Below are 23,412 nucleotides of genomic sequence, written 5' to 3'. Positions count from 1 at the left end.
TTTAAACTAATAAGAGGATTCTTAAAGACTCACTTCAGCGGGGGGAATAGTATATCGGTTATGTTTAGCAGCAACGCGCTGATTTATAAACAACCTTTTTCCCCAAACACCCTAAAGAATTGCTGTGTGTAGTCTTTGCCCATCCCATGTGATGGGCTTTTTTTTATCCATAGCAAAGCAAAAAGGCCGAACAAGTCGGCCTTTCACTGCGTCTGGTAATGAATCGCTACGCTTTAGGCAGTTCTGCCAGGCTTAACCAGGTCTGAACTACCGTGTCCGGATTGAGCGACAGGCTGTCGATGCCCTCTGCCATCAGCCATGCGGCAAAATCTTCGTGATCGGATGGCCCCTGGCCGCAAATGCCCACGTATTTTCCGGCTTTTTTCGCCGAACGGATCGCCATCGACAGCAGCGCCTTCACCGCATCGTTACGCTCATCGAACAGTTCTGATACCACGCCGGAATCCCTGTCCAGCCCCAGCGTCAGCTGCGTCATATCATTTGAGCCGATGGAAAACCCGTCGAAGTATTGCAGGAACTCGTCCGCCAGCAGCGCGTTAGAAGGGATTTCGCACATCATAATGATTTTTAATCCGTTCTCGCCACGCTTCAGGCCCTGACGCCCCAGCTCTTCCACCACCGCTTTCGCCTGCGCGACAGTACGCACGAACGGCACCATCACTTCGACGTTGGTCAGCCCCATTTCGTTGCGAACGCGCTTGACGGCCTCGCACTCAAGCGCAAAGCAGTCGCGGAAGCTGTCGGCCACGTAGCGGCCAGCGCCACGGAAGCCCAGCATCGGGTTTTCCTCTTCCGGCTCATAGTGCTCGCCGCCGACCAGGTTAGCGTACTCATTGGTTTTAAAATCCGACAGCCGCACAATCACCCTTTTCGGCGAGAAAGCGGCGCCCAGCGTGGCGATGCCTTCCGTCAGGCGGGCAATATAGAACTCTACCGGATCGTCAAAGCCTTTCATCATGCTGCGGATCTGCTGCTGCAATTCCGGCGTCTGACGGTCGAATTCAAGCAGCGCCTTAGGATGCACGCCGATCATGCGGTTAATGATAAATTCCAGTCTCGCCAGCCCCACGCCCTCATTAGGCAGGCAGGCGAAGTCGAAGGCGCGATCGGGATTGCCGACGTTCATCATGATTTTCAGCGGCAGCGCGGGCATTTCATCAACCTGTGAGCTTTTTACCTCAAAGTCGAGCAGATCGTCGTAAACATAGCCGGTATCGCCTTCTGCGCAGGAGACGGTGACCTTATGACCATCCTTCAGAAGCTCGGTAGCGTTACCGCAGCCGACCACGGCAGGAATACCCAGCTCGCGGGCGATAATGGCGGCATGACAGGTACGCCCGCCACGGTTGGTAACGATTGCCGACGCTTTCTTCATAATCGGCTCCCAGTCGGGATCGGTCATATCAGTGACCAGCACGTCGCCTTTTTCGATGCGGTTCATCTCGCTGATATCGTGGATCACTTTGACCTCGCCCGCACCGATACGATGGCCGATAGCGCGTCCCTCCACCACTACGGCACCTTTCCCCTGTAGCGTATAACGCTCCATCACCTGGCCGTTGGAGCGCACGGTTTCCGGACGCGCCTGCACGATAAACAGCTTGCCGGTGTGGCCGTCCTTCGCCCATTCAATATCCATTGGCCGCTGATAATGTTTTTCAATCTGCACTGCCTGTGCCGCCAGCGCTTCCACTTCTTCGCTGCTGAGGCTGAAACGGTCACGCTCCGCTTCCGGCACGTCTTCGATTTTGACCTGCTCGCCGTGCGCCTGCGAATCGGCGTAGACCATACGAATTTTTTTCGAGCCCATGTTGCGACGCACGATAGCGGGACGACCCGCCGCCAGCGTCGGCTTATGCACATAAAATTCGTCCGGGTTAACCGCGCCCTGAACCACCATCTCGCCCAGACCATAAGCAGAGGTAATAAACACCACCTGATCGAAGCCCGATTCAGTATCAATGGTAAACATTACGCCAGCGGCGCCGGCATCGGAGCGCACCATCCGCTGTACGCCAGCCGACAGGGCGACGCCGCGATGATCGTAGCCCTGATGCACGCGATAAGAGATCGCCCGGTCGTTAAACAGCGAGGCGTAAACATGCTTCACCGCCACCAGCACGGCGTCGAAGCCCTGTACGTTCAGGAAAGTTTCCTGCTGGCCGGCGAAAGAGGCATCCGGCATATCTTCGGCCGTAGCGGACGAGCGCACGGCGAACGAAGCCTCGGTGTCGTCGGCGGAAAGCTGCTGGTAGGCTTCACGGATAGCCTGTTCCAGCTCTGGCTGAAAAGGCGTCTCTACAATCCACTCGCGGATCTGTTTACCCGCTTTTGCCAGTTCGTCCACGTCATCAATATCGGTTTTGTCCAACAGCGTATGGATGCGCTCACTGACGCCGCTCTGATCGAGGAACTGATTGAATGCATCGGCCGTAGTGGCAAAACCGTTGGGAACGGAAACGCCAAGCGATGACAAATTAGTGATCATTTCACCCAGAGAGGCATTTTTGCCGCCCACCCGATCAACATCGTTCATGCCAAGCTGGTTATACCAGAGCACAAACGGCAGTGCGCCTTGATTGGACATTGAAGCAATCCTTTTATGAATGAATTAATGGAAATAGCATCGTGCGTTTTTGAGCCTGGCACATTCCGTGTATGGAAAGAAACTGTTGAATCGTTCAAGCTGACTAAAAGGAAAACTTTAAGACTATTCCGCGAACAGCAATCTTATTTCGGGCGATAAAAATATATTTAAAATTATGATATATAAGATTATTTTAATTAAAATGGCTATTTAGAAAAGGAAGAGATGTGGCGAGCTATTTTGATTCCCTTTTAGCATGCTTTTCCGGAAAATAGCGCTTTTTACGCATGACAAACAGGAACGTTATTTCATTAATCCCCTTTTTCAGCCCCGTCTTTCTTTTTATAAAAACAAAAAGTTCATTACAATGAGAAGTGAAATTTTAATTTAATTTCGTCAGCTGGCGCTAATTGCTATAAGACTGTAGTTTAATTTACTCTGCCACTCAGTTTCTTAGGGATCGAAAAATGGACAGCAACGAACGCAGCGTATTTTATATTTCTGACGGAACGGCCATTACCGCTGAAGTGCTCGGCCACGCGGTGCTTTCGCAGTTTCCTGTCAACATTAACAGCGTGACGCTGCCCTTTGTGGAAAACGTGCAGCGGGCGCAGGCGGTCAAAGCGCAGATTAACGCTATCTGGCAGAAAAGCGGCCTGCGCCCGCTGGTGTTTATTTCTGTGGTTACGCCGGAAATCCGGGAAATTATTCTGCAAAGCGAAGGCTTCTGTCAGGACATCGTCCAGTCGCTGGTGGCGCCGCTTCAGCAGGAGCTGGGCATAGCGCCCGCACCGGTCGCCAACCGCACGCACGGTCTGACGGCCAACAACCTGGGCAAGTACGATGCGCGCATCGCCGCCATCGACTACACCCTGGCACATGACGACGGTATCTCGCTGCGCGGGCTGGAGGAGGCGCAGGTGATCCTGCTGGGCGTTTCGCGCTGCGGCAAGACGCCGACCAGCCTCTATCTGGCCATGCAGTTTGGCATTCGCGCCGCCAATTATCCTTTTATCGCCGACGATATGGATAACCTGAAGCTGCCGCCCGCGCTGCGGCCTTTCCAGAACAAGCTGTTTGGCTTAACTATCGATCCCGAGCGGCTGGCCGCGATCCGCCAGGAGCGGGCGGAAAATACCCGCTACGCGTCCATGCGGCAATGTCGGCTGGAAGTCGGCGAGGTGGAAGCCCTGTTTCGTACCCATCAGATCCGTTACCTCAACAGTACCAATTACTCCGTTGAGGAAATCGCCACGAAAATTTTAGATATCATGGGCCTGACGCGTCGAATGTACTGAGGCGCAGCCGTTTTTTGATTCCGCGCCAGAAAAAGTGATATTTATCCCGTTGCGCCGTTCTGTCCGGCGTTTCGGGTTGAAATCCACGCCGTGTCGGGTTTATTGTGATCGCCATCACTTCCCGGTATTTCCGCCGCTGCGAAGAAAAAAATTTTTGGACAACTATGAACAAGACAGATGAACTGCGGACCGCGCGCATCGAGAGCCTGATTACGCCTGACGAACTGGCGCAGCGTTTCCCGATCACGCCTGATATCGCCGCGAACGTGACCGCTTCCCGCCAGCGTATTGCCCGGATTTTGTCCGGCGAAGATCGCCGCCTGCTGGTGGTGATCGGCCCCTGCTCGCTCCACGATCCCGACGCCGCGCTGGCCTATGCGGCGAAGCTTAACGCGCTGCGCCAGCGCCATGCCGCCGAGCTGGAAATCGTGATGCGCGCCTATTTTGAGAAACCGCGCACCGTGGTGGGCTGGAAAGGCCTGATTTCCGATCCCGATCTTGACGGCAGTTTCCGGGTGAATCACGGCCTGGCCGTAGCGCGCGAGCTGCTGCTGGAGATCAACCGGTTGGGCATGCCTACGGCCACCGAATTCCTGGATATGGTGGTGGGTCAGTTCCTGGCAGATCTCATCAGCTGGGGAGCCATCGGCGCCCGTACCACAGAAAGCCAAATCCACCGCGAAATGGCTTCCGCGCTTTCCTGTCCCGTTGGCTTTAAAAACGGCACGGACGGTAATATTCAGATTGCGGTCGATGCGATACGCGCTGCCCGCGCCAGCCACATGTTCCTGTCGCCGGACAAGCATGGACAGATGACCATTTATCAGACCAGCGGCAACCCGTCTGGCCACATCATTATGCGCGGCGGCAAGCGGCCAAACTATCATGCGGAAGACGTCGCCGCCGCTGCCGCCAGCCTGCGCGAACACAGGCTGCCGGAACGGCTGGTTATTGATTTCAGCCACGGCAACTGTCTGAAACAGCACCGCCTGCAAAAAGAGGTCGCCGCGTCCGTAGCGCAGCAGATCCGCGACGGTTCGTCGTCGATTGCCGGCGTAATGATTGAAAGTTTCCTGAAGGAAGGCACCCAGAAAGTGCAGGCCGGTACGCCGCTGGTATACGGCCAGTCGATTACCGACCCCTGCCTGGGCTGGGATGACAGCGAAGAGGTGTTAGCGCAGCTGGCCGAGGCGATTAAAGTGAGGCGCTAAGACAGGCCTGAAAGCAGGCAGGACACCGTGCGCATGGACGCGCTGGCGTACCCTGCCTGCCGCTTTATCATCTTTGTTGAAGCCTGCATCACGTCCGTTTAATTACCCTCGTTAAAGCCTGCATCACGCCCGTTTAATCACCCTCGTTCAAGCCTGCATCACGTCCGTTTAATCACCCTTGTTCAAGCCTGCATCACGTCCGTTTAATCACCCTCGTTCAAGCCTGCATCGCGCCCGCTTTAGCTCGAACAGCTGACCTCCAGCTTTTTACCCCAGTCTGGCGGACGCCGCATTAAATCGGCAAACTCCGGCGCGTCATCAAAAGGCCTGATTAGCGCCTGGTGTAGCCTGGCCAGCACGCTGACGTCATTCTGCTCGGCCTGTTCAATCGCCTGCTGGGCCAGATAGTTCCTTAACACCACGGCCGGATTGACCTGCTTCATCTTTTGCTGACGCGTAGCGTCGTCGCTCTCTTCCTGCAGTAACCGCTGACGGTAAATGTTGTACCAGCTGTCAAAGGCTTCACGATCGATAAACTCATCCCGCAGCGGCGAACGCGACTGCTGCTGCTCGGTATCGCACAGCATGCGGAAAGTCAGCGTATAGTCGCTGCCCTCTTTAGTCATCAGCGACAACAGCCCGGTCAGAATGTTGTTATCGTCTTTATCCTGCGTCAGCAGCCCCAGCTTCGCGCGCATCCTGTCGCCCCAACACTGCATCAGCTCCGGCTCGTATTCCGCCAGCGCCTGCTTCAGCTGGGCGGTATCCAGCAGCCCGGAAAGCGCGTGCGCCAGCCTGTTCAGGTTCCACAGCCCCACCACCGGTTGATTATCGAAGCTGTAGCGCCCCTGATAGTCAGAATGATTGCAGATAAAATCCGGTTTGTAGTCGTCCAGGAAACCGTACGGGCCGTAATCCAGCGTTATCCCTAATACCGACATGTTATCGGTATTCATTACGCCATGCGCAAAACCGACGCTCTGCCACTGGGCGATTAGCCTGGCCGTGCGCCTGACCACATCACGGAACCAGAGCAGATAGCGATCCTGCTCCTCCTGCAAATGCGGCCAGTGATGACGGATTAAATAGTCAGCCAGCTGGCGGACTTTTTCCGGCTGCTGCGCGTAAAAGAAATGCTCGAAGTGGCCGAAACGGGCGTGGCTTTCCGCAACGCGCAGCAGCATGGCGCCGCGCTCGGTGGTTTCCCGCTGCACAGGCTCGTCGCTGGTGACAACCGTCAGCGCGCGGGATGTGGGGATACCAAGGTGATGCATCGCTTCGGAGGCAAGAAATTCGCGCAGCGAAGAGCGCAGCACGGCGCGCCCGTCGCCCATACGTGAATAGGGCGTCAGGCCCGCGCCTTTCAGGTGCCAGTCCATTTTACGGCCGTCGTCCAGCTGCTGTTCGCCCAGCAGGATGCCGCGCCCGTCGCCCAGCTGTCCCGCCCAGACGCCAAACTGATGTCCGCTGTACACCTGCGCCAGCGGCTGCATGCCCGGTAGCAGCTGCGCGCCGCTCCAGATAGCGGTTTTATCGGCGGTGAACCAGCTTTCGTCCAGCCCCAGCTCCCGCGCAAGCGGCGCGCTATGATAAAGCAGACGTGGGTTTTTTCAGCGGCGTAGGATTGAGGGCGGTATAAAATCCCGCCAGCTCGTCATGCCAGCTATTGTTAAAATGCATACGCTCCCCTTACTGTTTACCGACGCCCTGATGCGCTTTCGGTACCGGCTTTAAGTGTAAACCTCATACGCTGCGGTAAACACAGAGAGAGTAAAGGGATATTACATCGCTTCGCCTGTCAGCTCTTTCGGCGGCACAATCAGCGAGGAAAGCGACTCTCCCGTTACCGGAGAAAACAGCGCGCTTTGAATACCGTCGAACTGATAGCGGCTGACTTTTTCCAGGCCGGTAATATCGTCCACGCCCTGGACAATAACCTGCTGGCAATGGGGCTTAATATGCTCCAGCAGCGTACTGATAAACGGCTGAAAAGAGATCCGATTAATATTATGCTGAATAAAGCCTTTATCGAGCTTAATACGGGAAAAGAGATTGTCGTATACTGCTTTTGACGGCGCTTTTCCTGCGCCGTAATTCGCCAGGCTTAAATCAAACCTTTCACTGAGCGCCATCAGGCCGGGGTGATCTTTCCCCAACTTTAAGTCGGTGAAACTTTCGCTAATTTCCAGCTCCAGCCACGCCAGCGCGTCCAGTTTGCGGCTCAGAAACTCGCTATCAAGGATGGTTTGTGCCAGCAGTTCGTCTATTTTCAGCGTGACCTTCACTCTTTCCTGACTAAAAAAATCGGCGTGTCGTTCAATGCAGTTGATCTGATTCTGTAATAAAAGAATACGCTGATCTGTATTGAGCTGTGGTAGTAAAAGTTCCTGAGGGATGGCGACGTTAGCGGTACTGTGGGAAAAATGCGTGAGCAATTCGACGGCGATAAGCTGCCCGCCGAAACGGTAGATCGGGTTAAAAGCTGTGTGACTTTTATAATCCGCTTCCAGATGGATATTCATTTTTATTCAGCCATGATGCAGCCGCCGTACGGCGCATTAATACGCCTGTTGTACACCGACCAGGATAAAAACCCATAGCGGGTTAAGCTATCACATATTCAGCAAGAAAAAATGCTTTACTATTAAAGCATAGTTTCGTGCTGAGATATCCCCGTGGCGCATTTCTTTAAACTATCTTTACAAAATCCGACACGGGAAATCACTTTTAACGGGCTGGTTAAAGCCTGATGCAATAAGCTGCTAAACCGGCCCGCCGGGTTTATTATAGCCACAAAAGTTAACCGGCGGATAGATAAGCCTTTTCTGAAATTCGTTAGCAGGCTATATTAATTAAATACGCCTCGCCTGCCAGAAAACTTTTTTCCAGTACACGTTATTCAGCGACGATCGGATTACGCCCTGGCTGGTAGAAGCATGGATAAACTGGTCGTCAGTATCATAAATGCCGACGTGCAAACCGTTTTCTCCCTCGCCGGTTTTAAAAAACAGTAAATCGCCAGGCAACAGATCCTTTTTACCGATGCGCGTTCCCGTTTTCGTTTGCGCAAGCGTCGTACGCGGCAGCTGCAAATCAAAGCGATCGCGAAAGGTCAGATAAACGAACCCGGAGCAGTCAACGCCTCTGCGTCCCATGCCGCCGTAGCGATAGGGCGTGCCGCGCCACTCGCTGAGCTGTTCGTTCAGCCGGGCGATAACCATAATGGAATCGGAAAGATGGCCGTTCGGCGGCGGCGCATGGCTGCTACAGCCCGCCAGCAGGATAGCCAGTAATAAGACCAGGTAGCGCATAACAGATTCCCTTTATTCTTTGCCGCTGGTTTAAAACAGCGTGGTCAACAGCGATTGTCCTTCTACATCTATTTTTCTGAAAGGCACGTGATACACCGCCGACAGCGTTTCCGGCCGTAACACCTCTTCCGTGGCGCCCTGCCTCACTAAAACCCCCTCTTGCAGCAGCCAGATGCGCCGGGCGTGATGCAATGAATGATTGATGTCGTGTCCGCTCATGATAATCGTCAGGCCTTCTGCGACCCTGGCGGCCACACAGCGATCGAACGCGGCCTGCTGTGCCAGATCCAAACCGGTTAACGGCTCATCCAGCAGCAGCAGCTGCCCTTCCGGCTGCGCAGTCTGACAGAGCACCGCCACCAGACGCACCCGCTGCCATTCCCCGCCGGAGAGGCGGTTAAGCGAGCGAGCCAGTTTATCCGCCAGCTGAAAAGTTTCGCAAAGGGTTATCAGTATCCGATCGCCCTCGTCCACCAGCTGATGCTGCTTAAGGTAATGCCAGACCGGCATACTGCCAGGTGGTCGCTGCTGCTGGGCCAGATAAGCGCGATGGCGGGCCAGCGCATAGCCGTTCCAGGCCGACAGCGGCGTGCCGTTGAAAACGATACGCCCTTCCGCCGGCAACAATCCCGCCAGCGCCGCCAGTAAGGCGCTTTTACCTGCCCCGTTAGGGCCAAGCAGATGGATCAGCTCGCCCTTATCAACGCTGGCGGTAAAGGGCGCGAGGCGCTGCGCGACCGCAACGTCCTCACACTGCAACAGCATCTATTTTGCCAGCGCCGCTTTGATACTTTCCATCACAATAGGATCTTCCGGCGTCATATCCGGCGAGAAGCGCTGTACCACCGTGCCGTCGCGACCAACCAGGAACTTTTCGAAGTTCCATAAAATGTCGCCCGGCTCTTTTGGCGCGCGTCCTTTACTGCTCATACGCGCCAGGAAACCGCTATTTTCCGGCGCTACCGCTTCCGGTCTTGCCGCAATCAGCTGGCGATAGAGCGGATGCCGATGCGGGCCGTTGACCTCGATTTTACTGAACATCGGGAAGGTTACGCCATAGGTGGTGCTGCAAAACGTTTTAATCTCTTCGTTGCTGCCCGGCTCCTGCTCCAGAAACGCGTTGCAGGGGAAGCCAAGCACGGCAAAACCCCGATCCTGCCAGGCTTTGTGAATATTTTCCAACTGCTCATACTGCGGCGTCAGGCCGCACTTAGAGGCGACATTAACGATCAGCAGTACGTTGCCCTGCCACTGCGCCAGCGTCGTCGGTTCGCCATCCAGCGTCACCAGTTCTGTATCGTAAATACTCATTGGTTTTTCCTGTTTCAGTAGAGAAAAAAGCGGGCCGCAGGTCAGGCCCGGTTACGTAACAACAGCCAGATAAAAACCGGCGCGCCCAGCGTGGCCGTCACCACGCCAATCGGCAGCTCCGCCGAGGCAATGGCGATACGGGCCAGGATATCGGCCGCCAGCAGTACGCCGCCGCCCGCCAGCGCGCAGGCCGGCAACAGCATACGATGATCGCTCAGGTTGTTCAGCCGCAAAATATGCGGAATGACCAGGCCGACAAAGCCGATCGCCCCGGCCAGCGCCACGCTGACGCCAATCAGCCAGCCTGTCGCCAGCACCAGCAAATTGCGCCACAGCAGCAGCGGCAGGCCGAGCTGGCGGGCGGAAACCTCGCCCAGCGCCAGCAAATTCAGCACGCGCCACTGGCGGCATAGCCACAGCAGCACCGGCAGCAGCGCCAGCATCAGCCCGCCGTAGCGCCAGTCCACGCCGCTAAAGCCGCCCATCATCCAGTACATTAGCTGGCGCAGATCCAGGCTGGCGCTGAAATAGACCAGCCACGTCATGCCCGCGCTACAGATAATGCCTAAGGCCACGCCCGCCAGCAACAGGCGGCTGGTGGAAAGCGAGCGGCGGGAAAAACGCAGCAGGATAAAGGTAATCAACAGCGCGCCTGCAATGGCGAAAAAGCTTAGCGGCCACAGCCCGGTCACGCCGCTAAAAATCCCCAGCACCAGCCCAAGGCCTGAGCCGTTGGCGACGCCAAGCAGGCCCGGCTCCGCCAGCGGATTTTCAAACAGCGCCTGCATCACCGCGCCGGTCACGGCCAGCGCCGCGCCGACCAGCAGCACCGCCAGCGAACGCGGCAGCCGCAGTTGCCAGACAAACAGCCGGTTTTCACCGCTGAACCAGCTTTGCGGAAAAAGCCAGCGGTCGCCGGCGCAGAGGCTAAGCAGAAAAACCAACACGCAGAAAATGCTCAGGATGCAGAGCCAGCGTCGCTGATGCCGACGGGCCAGCGCGATCCGTTGAGAAAGCAGAGTCATAAATCCAGGCCTGGCTAATGGAAACGGGCAGGGTTAGCGGAAATTCAGCGATAAAAAAGGCCGCGTAAGCGGCCTTTTGCAGAGCACTGGTCAGTCTTCTTTCGGCGTAGCGTTCTCAACCCGGCTTTTGAGCTTTTGCCCCGGCCGGAAAGTCACCACGCGACGCGCCGTAATCGGAATATCCTCGCCCGTTTTAGGATTACGTCCCGGACGTTGATTTTTGTCGCGAAGGTCGAAGTTACCAAATCCTGACAGTTTTACCTGCTCGCCGTTTTCTAAAGCGCGACGTACCTCTTCAAAAAACAGCTCTACCAGCTCTTTGGCATCCCGTTTGCTAAGCCCCAGCTTTTCAAACAGGTATTCAGACATCTCAGCTTTTGTAAGCGCCATAGGTTCAATCCCTCAAGGTTGCCTGGAATCGCTCTTTTAACGCCGCAACACATTTGGCGACGGTTGCAGCGATCTCCTCTTCTTCGAGTGTCCGGCCGGTATCTTGCAAAATCAGGCTGATAGCAAGGCTCTTAAAACCTTCATTAACACCCTTACCGCGGTACACATCAAACAAGTTTACGCCAACTACCTGATTTACGCCAACTTTCTTACATTCGGCGATAATATCTGCTGCGGGCACGTTTTCCGCCACCAGAACGGCGATATCACGACGGTTTGCCGGGAAACGTGAAATCTCGCTCGCCTCAGGCAGGACGCGGTCTGACACCTTATCCCACTCCAGTTCGAAGACCACGGTACGGCCGTTAAGATCCAGTTTCCGCTCAAGTTCCGGATGAACCACGCCCAGATAACCGATGCGCTGTTCCTGCAAATAAATGCCGGCGCTCTGTCCCGGGTGCAGGGCCGGATGCGCTTCGGCCCGGAACTGGATGTCGGCCAGTTTACCGGTCAAATCGAGGACGGACTCCAAATCACCTTTTAAATCATAGAAGTCAACTGCCTGACGCGCCAGATCCCAGTGTTCTTCATAACGCGCGCCGCTGATAACGCCCGCCAGCATAACGTCCTGCCGGATCCCCAGGTTTGCCTGTGTATCAGGCACAAAGCGCAGGCCGCTTTCAAACAGGCGTACGCGGCTCTGCTGGCGATTCTGGTTGTAGACAACGGCAGAGAGCAGGCCCGTCCACAGCGAGAGCCGCATTGCCGACATCTCAACTGAAATCGGGCTTGGCAGTACCAGGTTTTCCTCGCCCGGATGCAGCAATGCCTGCACTTTAGGATCGACAAAGCTATAGGTAATCGCTTCCTGATAGCCTTTATCCACCAGCATCGCTTTTACCCGCTTCAGCGACAGGTTCGCTTCACGGTGCGAGGTCATTACCAGACCCGCCTGCACCGGCACGTCAGGAATATTGTTGTAGCCGTAAACGCGCGCCACTTCTTCGACCAGATCTTCCTCAATCTGCATATCGAAACGCCAGCCCGGCGCCACGGCCTGCCAGACGCCTTCGCCTTCCGTGACGTCACAGCCTAAACGACGCAGAATATCGCTGACCTCGTTGTCGGCAATCACGTGACCAATCAGGCGATCCAGCTTTTCACGGCGCAGCGTGATAGTGGCGCGCGCAGGCAGCGTCGCCTCGTTGGTTTGATCGATAACCGGCCCGGCCTCGCCGCCGCAAATATCGAGCAGCAGACGCGTTGCGCGCTCCAGCGCTTTATATTGCAGCTGCGGATCGACGCCGCGCTCGTAGCGATGGGAAGCATCGGTGTGCAGTCCATGACGACGCGCACGGCCGGTGACAGAAAGCGGGCTGAAGAAGGCGCACTCGAACAGAACGTTAGTGGTTTCTTCGTTCACGCCGGAGTGTTCGCCGCCAAAGATACCGCCCATCGCCAGCGCTTTGTGGTGATCGGCAATAACTAACGTATCCGCGCTTAGCTTCACTTCCGCGCCGTCCAGCAGCGTCAGCGCTTCGCCCTCTTCCGCCATGCGCACCACAATCCCGCCGTCTACGCGGTCAAGATCGAAAGCGTGCATCGGCTGGCCCAGCTCAAGCAGCACATAGTTGGTGATATCCACCACCGGATCGATAGAGCGAATGCCGCAGCGACGCAGCTTTTCTTTCATCCATAGCGGCGTGGCGGCCTTGACGTTGATGCCCTTGATCACGCGTCCCAGATAGCGCGGACAGGCGTCAACCGCATCCACGCGGATCGGGAAGGTTTCTGCAATCGTAGCGGCAACCGGCTCAATAGCTGGCTCGTTTAACGGCAGCTTGTTCAGCACGGCAACGTCGCGCGCAATGCCGATAATGCCCAGGCAGTCCGCACGGTTTGGCGTCACGCTGATTTCAATGGTGTTGTCGTCAAGCTTGAGGTAGTCACGAATATCGGTGCCGACAGTCGCGTCCAGCGGCAGTTCGATAATGCCGTTGTGATCGTCGGAAATTCCCAGTTCGGAATAAGAGCAGAGCATCCCTTCCGACGGCTCGCCGCGCAGTTTGGCCGCTTTGATTTTAAAATCGCCCGGCAGCACCGCGCCCACCGTTGCCACAGCCACCTTCAGACCCTGACGGCAGTTTGGCGCGCCGCAGACGATATCCAGCAGGCGGTCGCCGCCCACGTTAATTTTGGTAACGCGCAGTTTGTCGGCGTTCGGGTGCTGTCCGCACTCTACTACTTCGCCCACCACCACGCCGTGAAAAGCACCGGCTACCGCTTCCACGCCGTCCACTTCCAGACCGGCCATGGTGATCTGTTCGCTGAGCGCTGCGCTGTCGATGGCTGGGTTAACCCACTCACGTAACCAGAGTTCGCTGAATTTCATAGGTTTTACCCGCTCTTATTTAAACTGTTTGAGGAAACGTAAATCATTTTCGAAGAAGGCACGCAGATCGGTTACGCCATAGCGCAACATGGTCAGACGCTCCATACCCATCCCGAAGGCGAAGCCGGAATAGATTTCCGGATCGATGCCAACGTTGCGCAATACGTTCGGATGCACCATGCCGCAGCCCAGCACTTCCAGCCACTTGCCGTTTTTGCCCATCACGTCCACTTCCGCAGAAGGCTCGGTAAACGGGAAATAGGAAGGACGGAAGCGGATCTGGAGATCTTCTTCAAAGAAGTTGCGCAGGAAATCGTGCAGCGTGCCTTTCAGGTTGGTAAAGCTGATGTTTTTATCCACGATCAGGCCTTCCATCTGGTGGAACATCGGCGTATGAGTCTGGTCGTAATCGTTACGGTAGACGCGGCCCGGCGCGATAACGCGGATCGGCGGCTGCTGGTTTTTCATGGTGCGGATCTGCACGCCGGAAGTCTGGGTACGCAGCAGGCGCGTGGCGTCGAACCAGAAGGTGTCGTGATCGGCGCGCGCCGGGTGGTGTCCCGGAATATTCAGCGCGTCAAAGTTATGGTAATCATCTTCGATCTCCGGGCCGGTTTCCACGGCAAAACCCAGCTCGCCAAAGAATGTCTCGATACGATCGATCGTGCGGGTCACAGGATGCAGACCGCCGTTTTCGATGCGGCGTCCCGGCAGCGAAACATCAATGGTCTCCTGCGCCAGGCGAGCGTTCAGCTCTGCCGACTCCAGCTCGTTTTTACGCGCGGTCAGCGCTTCCTGCACCTGCTGTTTGGCCTCGTTGATCACCGCGCCCGCTGCCGGACGATCTTCGGCAGGCAGGTCGCGCAGCGTGGTCATCTGCAGCGTAAGCTGCCCTTTTTTGCCCAGATATTCAACGCGTACCGTATCTAACGCGACAACATCGTGTGCATTCTTAATGGCCGCTTGCGCGTTCGCCACCAGTTCTGCGAGATGTGACATGCTTTCCTCTTCTTCCAGCCGCCGTGGCCGGTCTGTTTTTTTATGGGGACGACAAGGCGCCCTGGATCTGCCGCGCCAGAAACAAAAAAGCCTCCACGAGGGAGGCTTTCAGCGCGATTTTTCGTTTCTTTTCTTTGCGCACAAGCCCCCGATGTTCAGGTGCTAAAGTAAAAAAAGAAACGGAAATTCGCGGTCATAATGCGTTGCCTGGTCGTCAAAAGAGGCTCTATTGAAAAACGCATGGACAAAAATGTCAATCTTTTGCTGCGGTTACAAAATAAAAGAGGGAGCAAGCTCCCTCTTTCACCTGACTTACGCCAGAGCTGATTTCGCTTTTTCGACCAGGGCAGTAAATGCCACTTTGTCGAATACGGCGATGTCAGCCAGGATCTTACGGTCGATTTCAATCGAAGCCTTTTTCAGGCCATTGATGAAACGGCTGTAAGAAATACCGTTAGTGCGTGCCGCTGCGTTGATACGCGCGATCCACAGCTGACGGAACTGACGCTTACGCTGACGACGGTCACGGTAAGCATACTGACCAGCTTTGATAACAGCCTGGAAAGCAACGCGGTAAACACGTGAACGTGCACCGTAGTAGCCTTTAGCTTGTTTTAAGATTTTTTTGTGACGTGCGCGAGCAACTACACCACGTTTTACACGAGCCATTTAGCTCTCCTGTTTAATATTCTGAATTAAAAAAAATAGACTTATGCGTACGGCAGGCAGGCAATAACCAGACCCAGATCGCCTTTAGACACCAGGCCTTTCGGACGCAGGTGACGCTTACGCTTAGTAGATTTTTTGGTCAGAATATGACGCAGGTTTGCGTGCTTACGCTTGAAGCCGCCAGAGGCGGTCTTCTTGAAGCGCTTAGCCGCGCCACGTACAGTTTTAATCTTTGGCATTTAAAAACATCCACTTCGCATTGTTAATAAAATAAAACAGGCAGGCGAACAGCGATCGGCGGCGAACCGCCGAACCGCTGCTACTTTATGGCCTACTGTTTCTTCTTAGGAGCGAGCACCATGATCATCTGACGACCTTCGATCTTCGAAGGGAAGGATTCGACAATCGCCAGATCCATGTCTTCACACAGATCTTTACGGACGCGGTTAAGCATTTCCATACCGATCTGCTGGTGCGCCATCTCACGACCGCGGAAACGCAGCGTGATTTTAGCTTTATCACCCTCTTCCAGAAAGCGAATCAGGTTGCGTAGTTTTACCTGATAGTCGCCATCATCGGTACCAGGACGGAATTTAATTTCCTTAACCTGGATAATCTTTTGCTTTTTCTTCTGTTCTTTAGAAGATTTGCTTTTCTCGTAAAGGAATTTGCCGTAATCCATGATACGGCAAACGGGCGGCTCGGCGTTAGGGCTGATTTCTACTAAATCAACGCCTGCTTCCTCTGCTTTTTCTAAAGCCTCATTCAGACTGACAATACCAATCTGCTCGCCATCGACGCCAGTCAGACGAACCTCGGTGGCGCGGATTTCTTTGTTAATGCGATTAGGACGCGCCGGTTGAACTCGTTTTCCGCCTTTAATACCTTATTCCTCCAGTTGATGAAGATTGCGACTGCGGATTTCATCCTGCAGCTTCGCGATCGCTTCGTTTACGTCCATGCTGCCCAGGTCTTTACCACGGCGGGTGCGAACGGCAACCTTGCCTGCTTCCACCTCTTTATCACCACAGACCAACATATAGGGGACACGACGTAACGTGTGCTCGCGGATTTTAAAGCCAATCTTCTCGTTTCTCAAGTCCGCTTTTACACGAATGCCCGCATTCTGAAGTTTTTGGGTCAATTCTGCAACATATTCGGACTGGCCATCGGTGATATTCATCACCACTACTTGTACAGGAGCCAGCCAGGTCGGGAAGAAACCGGCGTACTCTTCGGTCAAAATACCGATAAAGCGCTCCACAGAACCCAGGATAGCGCGGTGGATCATCACCGGCACCTGACGTTCATTATTTTCACCCACGTAGGAGGCGCTCAGGCGGCCCGGCAGCGAGAAGTCCAGCTGAACGGTGCCACACTGCCATGCGCGATCCAGACAGTCATGCAGGGTGAACTCAATTTTAGGGCCGTAAAATGCGCCCTCGCCCGGCTGATACTCGAACGGAATAGCGTTCTCTTTCAGCGCGGCAGCCAGATCGGCCTCTGCACGATCCCACTGTTCGTCACTACCGATGCGCTTAACCGGACGGGTTGACAGTTTCACCACGATTTTTTCAAAACCGAAGGTGCTGTACATGTCGTACACCATACGGATGCAGCTATTCACTTCAGCGCGCACCTGCTCTTCCGTACAGAAGATATGGGCGTCGTCCTGAGTGAAGCCGCGTACGCGCATCAGGCCATGCAGCGCGCCAGACGGCTCGTTGCGATGGCAGCTACCAAATTCCGCCATACGTAGCGGCAGGTCGCGGTAAGATTTTAGACCCTGATTGAAAATTTGCACGTGACCAGGGCAATTCATTGGCTTGATGCAGTATTCACGGTTCTCCGAAGAGGTCGTGAACATCGCTTCTTTATAGTTTTCCCAGTGGCCGGTTTTCTCCCACAGCACGCGGTCCATCATCAGCGGACCTTTCACTTCCTGATAGTCATACTCAGTTAGTTTGCTGCGGACAAAAACTTCCAGCTCGCGGAAAATTGTCCAGCCGTCGTTGTGCCAGAACACCATGCCCGGCGCTTCTTCCTGCATATGATACAGGTCAAGCTGTTTACCGATTTTACGGTGGTCACGCTTGGCCGCTTCTTCCAGGCGTTGCAGATAGGCAGACAGCTGCTTTTTATCCGCCCAGGCGGTACCGTAGATACGCTGCAGCATTTTGTTGTTGCTGTCGCCGCGCCAGTAAGCGCCGGAAATTTTCTGCAGCTTAAAGTGATGGCAGAAGCGCATGCTAGGCACGTGCGGGCCACGGCACATATCCACGTACTCTTCGTGATGATAGAGGCCCGGACGGTCGTCGTGACTGATATTTTCGTCAAGAATAGTCATTTTATAGGTTTCGCCACGGGCAGCAAAAGCGTCACGCGCCTCCTGCCAGCTTACCTTTTTCTTGACGACGTCATAATTCGTTTCGGCCAGCTGGTGCATACGCTTTTCCAGCAGCTCGATATCTTCCTGGGTCAGGGTATGATCCATATCGACATCGTAGTAAAAACCGTTGTCGATAACCGGGCCGATTGCCATTTTGGTATCTGGCCACAGCTGCTTGATCGCGTGTCCCAACAGGTGCGCGCAGGAGTGGCGAATAATTTCCAGTCCGGCTTCATCTTTAGCGGTAATGATGGCGACGTTCGCGTCTTCCGCGATCGGATCGACCGCATCCACCAGCTCGCCGTTTACGCGGCCTGCGATACAGGCTTTCGCCAGGCCCGGACCGATGTCCTGGGCAATCTCCATCACGCTAACGGCGTGATCGAAGGTACGCTGACTTCCATCAGGAAGTGTAATTACGGGCATGATACGTCCTTAGCTGCAGTGGTAACCCATACGCAAGGCTACATACAAAATTCAGGTTTAGTATATATATCAGGCTGGTGTCTCTTAAAATCAACTCACAGTTGTCAATTTGGAACAGCGCCTGATACACAGAGTCAAAAGCCTGCCGTCGGCAAAAACCTTTGAAGGAGTAATATCTTACACGTCATAGCGCCGAAATGCACGGCGGGATGCAGAATCAGGAATCCGCGCCGCAAAATCCGCTGCCGATGGCTTTACGTTAAACGGGATATCTGACCGCAAGCTGTAAGGTGGTTTTCCCCTATAGCCACAGCTCCGCTGAGGAGCGCCATAAGCTTGTGGTGAGAGTATCGTGCCGGGGCGGCTTTAAAAATGGTGAAAAGCAAGCGTGAAGCGCTGGACGGAACAACCAGGCGGGCCACAGAAACGTGGCCCGGCAGGCTTTTTACATGGCGTAAGAAAGCTGAATAGTGGTTTTGGTATCGGTTTTATCCGGTGCGGATGACGGTGGATTCTGGTTCCAGGTCACGTTATAGGCCATCTTCAGCGAGAAGTGGGCGTTAATCGCCACCTGTAAACCGGTTTCGGAGTTCACCGTGGTGTCATCGCTACCCAGCACGGAAACGCCCTGGACAAATTTAGTGGTGTCGGTCAGCTGCCACTGATAGCTGGCCGCGCCGTAAGCCAGCGCCTGCGTCTCATGACCGCCATCGTGGTAATCGTCATAGCGTACGCCAGGACCGGCTTCCAGACGCAGCGAGTGCACCGGACCGTTCAGGATCTGGCGACCGTAACCGGCAGCCAGAATAGAGCGGCCGTCGTAGCCGTTGAAACGATCGCTTAACCAGCTGGCCTGACCAAACAGGTAATCGGAAGGGTTCAGGTTATAACGTGAACGGCCGCCAACCTGATAGGTTTCAGAAGAACGCTCATCGTTGGAAGAAGTGTTGCTGGCGTTACCCCACAGGCTGTAGGCCATCTGGTTCTGATACCAGGTCATGTTGGTGCTGGCCGTCAGCGAGGAGCTGGTGGTGTTGCCGGTCTGAGCCAGGTAACCCGCCGCCGCATTGCCTTCAAAGTTCTTTTTGGCCGTAGAAGGATCGTCCATGACGGTAAAGACATTATTGTCCGCCAGTGCCTGGTGACAAAAAACTCCGCCGGAAAGTAAAAGAACTGCCGACAACTTGTTAAGCGCTTTCATTAAATAAGATCCATACCACTGAGAATTGAAAAGAGGTGAGTCTGAAGAGTTTTACCGGGCGTTCAATCTCTTTTATTGAAAGAATAGTAACATTTTGTTAAATGCTTCCGGATGCTTATGAATCAGGCTCACCCTACTCTAAATGGGACTATTCTTATCAGCGCGACCCGGCGCAGCCTGCTTTTCCTCGTATGTTCTTCGGCAATCTGGCTTTCGGCAGACATAAATATGTCAAAGCATTGCCTGTTACGTAATAATGTAACTTCACTGATTTACTTCTGAATATAAAATTCTGTCGGGATTTTTCGACCACCTGAAGCTTTGCCCCCTTGCTATAACGGCTTCCACAGGCGTTAAGCCCGATAGCTGGCTGATAAAAGGCGATGATGAACTATGCTAAAAAAAGAAGAAGGTAAACAAAGGAGTTCATCATGGTTTCGTCTGATATTGAGCAATATGTCGTCACTTTCCGTTTTAAAGATGAAGGGCTTAGCGATGTCCTTGAGCTGAACAGCACCCTGACCAACGGCGGATTTACCACCTCGCTGCACGACAAGGAAGGCCACCCGCACGAGCTGGGCACAAACAGTTTCGGCATCGTCAGCGCGCTGAGCGCAGAGCAGATACGCGAACAGGCAATCAACCTGGGTGAAATCGTGCTGGGCGAAAAGCCGGAGGTGGAGGTGGAGCGCTGGCAAGCATTTCAGCAGAAAAGCGAAAACTGACGTTTTGTAAAAATGTGTTGTTCACTGCGTAAACACTGGTTTTGTCTATTATTTAAGCGTTAGTATCAGCATGTCCCGCAGCAAGTCACAGCGAAAAAGAGGAAACCGCTATGTGGTCAGCCATTGGTCGTCTGTTGAGTGAGCAGTCAGGTGATGCTGAAATCAGCCAGCGTACAGCGTTGCCAGGAGGCGATGTGCATCCGGCGTGGCGCCTCCGCTACGGCGATCGCGACGTTTTTGTTAAATGTAACGGCCGTGAAATGCTCGATCTTTTTACCTGGGAAGCCGATCAGCTGCAGCTTTTGAAGCGCACCGGCACCATCCGCGTGCCGGATGTCTACGGCGTAGGTTACGATCGGGACGTCAGCTTTTTACTGCTGGAGTATCTTCCCCTTTCGCCGCTCCATGCGCAAAGCGCCCATCAGCTTGGCCAACAGCTGGCGCGCCTTCACCAGTGGAGCGATCAGCCGCAGTTCGGCCTGGATTTCGATAACAATATCAAAACGTCGCCGCAGCCTAACAGCTGGCTCAAGCGCTGGTCGGTCTTTTTTGCCGAGCAGCGTATCGGCTGGCAGCTTCAGCTCGCGGCGGAAAAAGGCGTACAGTATGGCGATATCGATCTGATTGTGCGCTGCGCCAGGGAGCTGCTCGACTCGCATCACCCTCAGCCTTCGCTGCTGCACGGCGATCTCTGGCCGGCAAACTGCGCGACGGCGGCTGAAGGGCCCTGCGTGTTCGATCCGGCCTGTTACTGGGGCGACAGAGAGTGCGATCTGGCGATGCTTCCGTGGTTTCCGGCGCTGCCGCAGGAGATTATGGAAGGCTATGAGTCGGTATGGCCGCTGCCTCGCGATTACCAGCAGCGCCAGCCGGTTTATCAGCTCTACTATCTGCTTAATCGGGCAAACGTCTTTGGCGGCGAATGGCTGAAGGAAGCCCAGCGGGCGGTCGGCGCCCTGCTGGACCAGGCGGAGGCGGGCAAACAATTTGCCCGTCCGGCGTAGGGCCGTCAGCTGATAAAGCCTGCCAGCTTAAGCACAAAATAGCCCGCAACGGCTATCAGGATGGGCAACACGTACAGCGGAAAAAACTGCAGAAAAATGGTGTGGCGCGGCACCACGATTTTTTCTTCCAGCTGCTGGCGGCTGCGCCCTTCTTCACCTTTCGCTTTTTCCAGGATCATCTGATCCTCAATGCCTTCACGCAGATGCCGGGACTGTCGCCACATTCTGGCGCCGGAGGCCTGTAGCGCCAGCCCGACGAAAATCAGTATATAGATTAGCCAGAACAGCCAGTTGCCGCCCTGGTTAAAATCCGGCACCGGTGAATTATGCCAAAAGGCGTTTAAAAAGCCGGTATTGAAGCGGATCATATCGATCATCACGTGAGAAAAATCCTGCATTACCGCATTGATCCCTTCGCGCTTTTCACGACTCACTTCCAAAAAACGCATCAGTGAAACCAGCGTGGAAATCAGCGCCGGAATAAAGATAATCCAGCCGGCGATCCGCTTTAGTATCGCGACTCTTCCAGCCTGTTGATAAGTCATGCTTTCTCCTGTCCTTATGCTGTGAGGGCTGTAAGTTTACCCTCGCCAGGCAAAATGTGCCTGAAAAAAGTGTGCCCGTAAGCGGAAAGGCAAATTAACGCGCGCAATGCTCTGGCTGTTAACTTCATGTTAAGGTGTCAGAAAACTGCTAACGGAGCCGCATTATGTCTTATTCACGTCCAGTGCTAGCCGCAATTTTTGATATGGATGGATTACTAATTGATTCCGAGCCACTATGGGAACGCGCGGAGCTGGACGTTTTCGCTACGCTGGATGTCGATCTTTCCCGCAGAAGCGAGATGCCGGATACGGTAGGCCTGCGCATCGATCAGGTTGTGCGCATGTGGTATGAAACGCTGCCCTGGATCGGGCCATCGCAGGAGGAAGTCACGCAGCGTATACTTACCCGCGCGCTGACGTTAATCGAGGAGACGCGGCCGCTGCTGCCCGGCGTGGAGCTGGCGCTGAAACTGTGCCAGGCGGAAGGGCTGAAAATTGGGCTGGCTTCCGCCTCGCCGCTTTTTATGCAGGAAAAGGTGCTGGCGATGTTCGGCCTGCGTCACTATTTTGAAGTGCTGGCCTCGGCAGAATCGCTGCCGTACAGCAAACCGCATCCGCAGGTCTATCTGGACGCGGCCACCCGTCTCGGCATCGATCCGCTTAACTGCGTTACGCTGGAAGACTCCGTTAACGGTATGATTGCGACCAAAGCCGCAAGGATGCGCTCAATCGTGGTGCCTGCGGCCGTTTATGCCGACGATGCGCGCTGGGCGCTGGCCGACGTCAAACTGGCCTCGCTCACCGAGCTGGGCAGCAGGCATCTGCTTGGCAAGTAACATCAGTGTCCGCTTTCCGCCCTGCCGTAAACTGGCCGGGCGGTACGGCTTCTTTAAGCAGAATGAAATGCTGACCCTGCTGCTTCCCGTCAGCTGAATGTTAACAGGCAGATACAGCCTTTCGCTATTTTCTACCCGGCAATGAAATCTGTAATCGGTGGAAGACCTTTGCGCGTCCAGCCCCTTAATCAAGAGTATTGATGCCATTACGGCGCTTAACCGCTTATACTAACTGGAACCGCTACGTTTTCTTATCCATGCTCAACGCGCAGACGTAAAGGAAATATTAACCTTTCGTTACAGCGTCACATATTTATTCTACTGTATATATCCCCTATACTGGATGCATTGACAGTTCAGTTACCGAGCGTTTTCCATGACGGCCGAAGGCCACGTTATTTTTGCTATCGCCAGCGCGATTTTTGCCAAGCGCGCCGACCTGACGCCCGTTCTTGGTGATGGCGACTGGTGGCACGTTATTCCCGCCACGCTGCTTACCTGCCTGCTGCCGGATATCGATCACCCGCGCTCTACCCTTGGTCAGCGTTTTCGCTGGCTGTCGCAGCCCATTGCACGCGCCTTTGGGCATCGGGGCTTTACCCACAGCCTGCTGGCCGTAATCGGTGGCGTGGCGCTGCTTCAGCTAAAACTGCCGCAGGAATGGGTGCTGCCTGCCGATGTCTTTCAGGGCATGGTGCTGGGCTACCTCAGCCATATTGTCGCCGATATGCTTACGCCTGCCGGCGTGCCGCTGCTGTGGCCCTGCCGCTGGCGTTTTCGCCTGCCGCTGCTGCACAGCCGCAACGGCAACCAGATGGAGCGAATGCTCTGCCTGACGCTGGTTGCGCTGGCGCTATGGTTCCCGACCGGGTCGCCCTCTTTTGGTGCGGCAAGCTGGCCCCTGCAGATGATCGATCAGGTGCAAAACAGCGTTACGCGTTTTATAAATCACCAGGTAGCGCAATAAGTCACCGATATCGTTCAATAAATTATAAACTATTCCTTTTGATTATATGGGCGTCTCTCCGCGAGCTGCTACCATCGCCCCCAACGCGTATCCGATGCGCAATAA

The 23,412-nt window shown here is 54.8% G+C and carries 21 protein-coding genes, 1 pseudogene and 1 other annotated feature; of the genes and pseudogenes, 6 read left to right on the top strand and 16 right to left on the bottom strand.

All coding sequences use genetic code 11. The features are described 5' to 3' along the window. Nucleotides 1-226 precede the first annotated feature (226 nt). On the bottom strand, nucleotides 227-2,608 hold the full coding sequence (gene ppsA / locus ACVWZ0_RS09825) for a phosphoenolpyruvate synthase (RefSeq protein WP_253454453.1): 2,382 nt from the start codon (nucleotides 2,606-2,608) through the stop codon (nucleotides 227-229). Between the two features lie 467 nt (nucleotides 2,609-3,075). Between ppsA and ppsR the strand changes: the two genes are divergently transcribed. Both ppsR and ACVWZ0_RS09815 read left to right on the top strand, forming a co-directional pair. Then, entirely contained in the window at nucleotides 3,076-3,906 is an 831-nt protein-coding gene (ppsR, locus tag ACVWZ0_RS09820) for a posphoenolpyruvate synthetase regulatory kinase/phosphorylase PpsR (protein ID WP_125289768.1), read from the top strand. Between the two features lie 164 nt (nucleotides 3,907-4,070). Then, nucleotides 4,071-5,117 (top strand): 3-deoxy-7-phosphoheptulonate synthase, encoded by a 1,047-nt coding sequence (locus ACVWZ0_RS09815; protein ID WP_253454454.1) that lies wholly within the window; start codon nucleotides 4,071-4,073, stop codon nucleotides 5,115-5,117. Between the two features lie 239 nt (nucleotides 5,118-5,356). Here ACVWZ0_RS09815 and ACVWZ0_RS09810 read toward each other — a convergent pair. The 14 genes and pseudogenes from ACVWZ0_RS09810 to ACVWZ0_RS09745 all read right to left on the bottom strand — a co-directional run bounded on the left by ACVWZ0_RS09810 (nucleotide 5,357) and on the right by ACVWZ0_RS09745 (nucleotide 19,230). Next, nucleotides 5,357-6,797: pseudogene (locus ACVWZ0_RS09810) on the bottom strand (protein adenylyltransferase SelO). Nucleotides 6,798-6,898: 101 nt separating this feature from the next. After that, nucleotides 6,899-7,639 carry an EAL domain-containing protein gene (locus ACVWZ0_RS09805; protein WP_253454456.1) on the bottom strand — a complete coding sequence of 247 codons (741 nt, stop codon included), beginning with the start codon at nucleotides 7,637-7,639 and terminating at the stop codon, nucleotides 6,899-6,901. 330 nt (nucleotides 7,640-7,969) lie between these two features. Then, nucleotides 7,970-8,428 (bottom strand): C40 family peptidase, encoded by a 459-nt coding sequence (locus ACVWZ0_RS09800; RefSeq protein WP_253454457.1) that lies wholly within the window; start codon nucleotides 8,426-8,428, stop codon nucleotides 7,970-7,972. 30 nt (nucleotides 8,429-8,458) lie between these two features. Next, nucleotides 8,459-9,193, bottom strand: a complete 735-nt coding sequence (gene btuD, locus ACVWZ0_RS09795) for a vitamin B12 ABC transporter ATP-binding protein BtuD (protein WP_253454458.1) — start codon at nucleotides 9,191-9,193, stop codon at nucleotides 8,459-8,461. Further along, on the bottom strand, nucleotides 9,194-9,739 hold the full coding sequence (locus ACVWZ0_RS09790) for a glutathione peroxidase (RefSeq protein ID WP_253454459.1): 546 nt from the start codon (nucleotides 9,737-9,739) through the stop codon (nucleotides 9,194-9,196). A 41-nt stretch (nucleotides 9,740-9,780) separates the two neighbouring features. Then, a complete protein-coding gene (gene btuC / locus ACVWZ0_RS09785) occupies nucleotides 9,781-10,764 on the bottom strand; it encodes a vitamin B12 ABC transporter permease BtuC (protein ID WP_253454460.1) in 984 nt (327 codons plus the stop codon). A 90-nt stretch (nucleotides 10,765-10,854) separates the two neighbouring features. Next, nucleotides 10,855-11,154, bottom strand: a complete 300-nt coding sequence (ihfA, locus tag ACVWZ0_RS09780; protein ID WP_004157378.1) for an integration host factor subunit alpha — start codon at nucleotides 11,152-11,154, stop codon at nucleotides 10,855-10,857. A 4-nt stretch (nucleotides 11,155-11,158) separates the two neighbouring features. Further along, the gene (pheT, locus tag ACVWZ0_RS09775; RefSeq protein ID WP_253454461.1) at nucleotides 11,159-13,546 is read right to left on the bottom strand and encodes a phenylalanine--tRNA ligase subunit beta; all 2,388 of its coding nucleotides are present in this window, start codon (nucleotides 13,544-13,546) and stop codon (nucleotides 11,159-11,161) included. Between the two features lie 15 nt (nucleotides 13,547-13,561). Continuing rightward, the gene (gene pheS / locus ACVWZ0_RS09770; RefSeq protein ID WP_253454462.1) at nucleotides 13,562-14,545 is read right to left on the bottom strand and encodes a phenylalanine--tRNA ligase subunit alpha; all 984 of its coding nucleotides are present in this window, start codon (nucleotides 14,543-14,545) and stop codon (nucleotides 13,562-13,564) included. An 80-nt stretch (nucleotides 14,546-14,625) separates the two neighbouring features. After that, nucleotides 14,626-14,751, bottom strand: a sequence feature (Phe leader region). A 106-nt stretch (nucleotides 14,752-14,857) separates the two neighbouring features. After that, nucleotides 14,858-15,214: a 50S ribosomal protein L20 gene (gene rplT / locus ACVWZ0_RS09765; protein WP_016169860.1), complete on the bottom strand. Its 357-nt coding sequence runs from the start codon at nucleotides 15,212-15,214 to the stop codon at nucleotides 14,858-14,860. Between the two features lie 41 nt (nucleotides 15,215-15,255). Then, nucleotides 15,256-15,453 (bottom strand): 50S ribosomal protein L35, encoded by a 198-nt coding sequence (rpmI, locus tag ACVWZ0_RS09760; protein WP_010275699.1) that lies wholly within the window; start codon nucleotides 15,451-15,453, stop codon nucleotides 15,256-15,258. A gap of 92 nt (nucleotides 15,454-15,545) precedes the next feature. Continuing rightward, complete coding sequence (infC, locus tag ACVWZ0_RS09755; RefSeq protein WP_125289758.1) at nucleotides 15,546-16,097, bottom strand: translation initiation factor IF-3; 552 nt, start codon at nucleotides 16,095-16,097, stop codon at nucleotides 15,546-15,548. A gap of 3 nt (nucleotides 16,098-16,100) precedes the next feature. Continuing rightward, nucleotides 16,101-18,029 (bottom strand): threonine--tRNA ligase, encoded by a 1,929-nt coding sequence (gene thrS / locus ACVWZ0_RS09750; RefSeq protein WP_253454463.1) that lies wholly within the window; start codon nucleotides 18,027-18,029, stop codon nucleotides 16,101-16,103. A 445-nt stretch (nucleotides 18,030-18,474) separates the two neighbouring features. Next, a complete protein-coding gene (locus ACVWZ0_RS09745; protein WP_253454464.1) occupies nucleotides 18,475-19,230 on the bottom strand; it encodes a DUF481 domain-containing protein in 756 nt (251 codons plus the stop codon). Between the two features lie 431 nt (nucleotides 19,231-19,661). Between ACVWZ0_RS09745 and ghoS the strand changes: the two genes are divergently transcribed. Further along, on the top strand, nucleotides 19,662-19,955 hold the full coding sequence (gene ghoS, locus ACVWZ0_RS09740) for a type V toxin-antitoxin system endoribonuclease antitoxin GhoS (protein ID WP_253454465.1): 294 nt from the start codon (nucleotides 19,662-19,664) through the stop codon (nucleotides 19,953-19,955). A 110-nt stretch (nucleotides 19,956-20,065) separates the two neighbouring features. Beyond that, nucleotides 20,066-20,959, top strand: a complete 894-nt coding sequence (locus ACVWZ0_RS09735; protein ID WP_253454466.1) for a fructosamine kinase family protein — start codon at nucleotides 20,066-20,068, stop codon at nucleotides 20,957-20,959. 5 nt (nucleotides 20,960-20,964) lie between these two features. Here ACVWZ0_RS09735 and ACVWZ0_RS09730 read toward each other — a convergent pair whose 3' ends face one another. Then, entirely contained in the window at nucleotides 20,965-21,504 is a 540-nt protein-coding gene (locus ACVWZ0_RS09730; protein WP_253454467.1) for a YniB family protein, read from the bottom strand. Between the two features lie 164 nt (nucleotides 21,505-21,668). Here ACVWZ0_RS09730 and hxpB point away from each other — a divergent pair, with 164 nt between their 5' ends. Both hxpB and ACVWZ0_RS09720 read left to right on the top strand, forming a co-directional pair. Further along, complete coding sequence (gene hxpB / locus ACVWZ0_RS09725; RefSeq protein ID WP_253454468.1) at nucleotides 21,669-22,340, top strand: hexitol phosphatase HxpB; 672 nt, start codon at nucleotides 21,669-21,671, stop codon at nucleotides 22,338-22,340. A gap of 376 nt (nucleotides 22,341-22,716) precedes the next feature. Further along, nucleotides 22,717-23,307 carry a metal-dependent hydrolase gene (locus ACVWZ0_RS09720; protein ID WP_253454469.1) on the top strand — a complete coding sequence of 197 codons (591 nt, stop codon included), beginning with the start codon at nucleotides 22,717-22,719 and terminating at the stop codon, nucleotides 23,305-23,307. Nucleotides 23,308-23,412 lie beyond the last annotated feature (105 nt).

It is taken from the genome of Erwinia sp. TECH1 (assembly GCF_054057575.1).
The sequence above is the reverse complement of the archived record's forward strand: the minus strand, read 5'-3'. Positions and strand labels throughout refer to the sequence as shown.

What these genes read in the sequence shown, in the direction of transcription:
- btuC (WP_253454460.1), bottom strand. Translation starts at nt 10,764, where the DNA reads ATGACTCTGCTTTCTCAACGGATCGCGCTGGCCCGTCGGCATCAGCGA.
- ACVWZ0_RS09790 (WP_253454459.1), bottom strand. Translation starts at nt 9,739, where the DNA reads ATGAGTATTTACGATACAGAACTGGTGACGCTGGATGGCGAACCGACG.
- rpmI (WP_010275699.1), bottom strand. Translation starts at nt 15,453, where the DNA reads ATGCCAAAGATTAAAACTGTACGTGGCGCGGCTAAGCGCTTCAAGAAG.
- ghoS (WP_253454465.1), top strand. Translation starts at nt 19,662, where the DNA reads ATGGTTTCGTCTGATATTGAGCAATATGTCGTCACTTTCCGTTTTAAA.
- rplT (WP_016169860.1), bottom strand. Translation starts at nt 15,214, where the DNA reads ATGGCTCGTGTAAAACGTGGTGTAGTTGCTCGCGCACGTCACAAAAAA.
- ACVWZ0_RS09805 (WP_253454456.1), bottom strand. Translation starts at nt 7,639, where the DNA reads ATGAATATCCATCTGGAAGCGGATTATAAAAGTCACACAGCTTTTAAC.
- pheS (WP_253454462.1), bottom strand. Translation starts at nt 14,545, where the DNA reads ATGTCACATCTCGCAGAACTGGTGGCGAACGCGCAAGCGGCCATTAAG.
- thrS (WP_253454463.1), bottom strand. Translation starts at nt 18,029, where the DNA reads ATGCCCGTAATTACACTTCCTGATGGAAGTCAGCGTACCTTCGATCAC.
- btuD (WP_253454458.1), bottom strand. Translation starts at nt 9,193, where the DNA reads ATGCTGTTGCAGTGTGAGGACGTTGCGGTCGCGCAGCGCCTCGCGCCC.
- ACVWZ0_RS09800 (WP_253454457.1), bottom strand. Translation starts at nt 8,428, where the DNA reads ATGCGCTACCTGGTCTTATTACTGGCTATCCTGCTGGCGGGCTGTAGC.
- hxpB (WP_253454468.1), top strand. Translation starts at nt 21,669, where the DNA reads ATGTCTTATTCACGTCCAGTGCTAGCCGCAATTTTTGATATGGATGGA.
- ppsR (WP_125289768.1), top strand. Translation starts at nt 3,076, where the DNA reads ATGGACAGCAACGAACGCAGCGTATTTTATATTTCTGACGGAACGGCC.
- ACVWZ0_RS09735 (WP_253454466.1), top strand. Translation starts at nt 20,066, where the DNA reads ATGTGGTCAGCCATTGGTCGTCTGTTGAGTGAGCAGTCAGGTGATGCT.
- ACVWZ0_RS09720 (WP_253454469.1), top strand. Translation starts at nt 22,717, where the DNA reads ATGACGGCCGAAGGCCACGTTATTTTTGCTATCGCCAGCGCGATTTTT.
- pheT (WP_253454461.1), bottom strand. Translation starts at nt 13,546, where the DNA reads ATGAAATTCAGCGAACTCTGGTTACGTGAGTGGGTTAACCCAGCCATC.
- ppsA (WP_253454453.1), bottom strand. Translation starts at nt 2,608, where the DNA reads ATGTCCAATCAAGGCGCACTGCCGTTTGTGCTCTGGTATAACCAGCTT.
- ACVWZ0_RS09745 (WP_253454464.1), bottom strand. Translation starts at nt 19,230, where the DNA reads ATGAAAGCGCTTAACAAGTTGTCGGCAGTTCTTTTACTTTCCGGCGGA.
- ACVWZ0_RS09815 (WP_253454454.1), top strand. Translation starts at nt 4,071, where the DNA reads ATGAACAAGACAGATGAACTGCGGACCGCGCGCATCGAGAGCCTGATT.
- ACVWZ0_RS09730 (WP_253454467.1), bottom strand. Translation starts at nt 21,504, where the DNA reads ATGACTTATCAACAGGCTGGAAGAGTCGCGATACTAAAGCGGATCGCC.
- ihfA (WP_004157378.1), bottom strand. Translation starts at nt 11,154, where the DNA reads ATGGCGCTTACAAAAGCTGAGATGTCTGAATACCTGTTTGAAAAGCTG.